The sequence below is a fragment of the Amycolatopsis orientalis DSM 40040 = KCTC 9412 genome (assembly GCF_000478275.1).
Lineage (GTDB): Bacteria > Actinomycetota > Actinomycetes > Mycobacteriales > Pseudonocardiaceae > Amycolatopsis > Amycolatopsis orientalis.
The window spans coordinates 1-665 of sequence record NZ_ASJB01000078.1 but is presented as its reverse complement, the minus strand read 5'-3'; the positions used below and the strand labels follow the sequence as shown (position 1 = coordinate 665).

The 665-nt window shown below is 54.9% G+C and carries 1 protein-coding gene; it reads right to left on the bottom strand.

The features are described 5' to 3' along the window. Nucleotides 1–553: transposase domain-containing protein (locus tag L324_RS41765; protein WP_173426411.1), on the bottom strand; the 553-nt coding region annotated here is incomplete at its 3' end. Nucleotides 554–665 lie beyond the last annotated feature (112 nt).

The window sequence follows — 665 nt, the reverse complement described above, 5'->3', positions numbered from 1 at the left end:
CAGCACCGACGATCGCATGCGTCCCGCACTCTCCCAGGCCGACCATGCGAACCAAAGGAAAAGCACTCATTCCGCGGCCACCTGATGAATGATCGAATTCTTTGTTGTTCTCCGGCGTGTCCGGAACATCCAGGATCACACCGTCGATGGCCATGACGCGCCACGAGTCAAACCAGGCGCCACGAGTTCCTCTCCGTCCCATTGGCCTGGCTACTCGATGAAAGAGCTCTTCCAGTGGCTCTGCACCTAACCGCTGACGGGCTTGCGAGATAGCACTTGTGGTCGGAACCTTCCAGTCTCCCGACCAGTTTCTCAGAAAACGGAGACCGCCAACCAGGCGTCGCATCACCTCCTCGTATGCTTCACCGAAAAACAATCCCATTGCCAGCACGTAATAAACCACCACATGCGCCGGCAGCAACCGTGAACGCTTCTCTCTTCGGCCAGTTTCAGCAATGACCTCATCCACAAGATCACGCGGAAACAATCGCGTCAAAACGCCGATCGAGATCCGATCCGTCAGTTTCACATCCTGAACCTCGCGCGTGGCCATGCAGAAATACTAGACCTATTCATGACAAATTTCGCTCAGTGACAACGGCGACACGCGGGCCGAATCCACCAACAAGAGGAATGTATTTTTCACGCTTAACTTAGCGGCATTG